The following is a 333-nucleotide window of genomic DNA, read 5'->3' on the forward strand; positions in this document are numbered from 1 at the left end:
AGACGGAGAGGTCGAAGCAGACGGAGGTGCTGGCCAGTACTCCGGAGCGCTCCTCGGGGGAGAAGCAGTCGCGAGCCCAGAAGAGCATGGCGGCAGCGCTGCGGTGGCTGATGGCGACAGCCTTGGGGCGTCCCGTGGAGCCCGAGGTGTAGATGAGGTAGGCGAGGTTGTCCGGGAAGAGGCGCAGGGGCGGAGGAGACGAAGGACGCGAGGCGACTTCGTCGGCCACCTCATCGAGGCACAGCGCACGGTGAGCGCCCGGGGGCAGCCTGTCGCGGAGCGCGGAGTGGGACAGCACCAGGCCCGCGCGAGAGTCCTCGAGCATGAGGGCGA

1 protein-coding gene is annotated in these 333 nt (G+C 69.7%); it reads right to left on the bottom strand.

Going from position 1 to position 333, the window contains the following annotated elements:
* Positions 1-333: AMP-binding protein (locus AABA78_RS39075; RefSeq protein ID WP_338270628.1), on the bottom strand; the 333-nt coding region annotated here is incomplete at both ends.

Source organism: Corallococcus caeni, assembly GCF_036245865.1.
In the GTDB taxonomy this organism is placed as follows: Bacteria; Myxococcota; Myxococcia; order Myxococcales; family Myxococcaceae; genus Corallococcus; species Corallococcus caeni.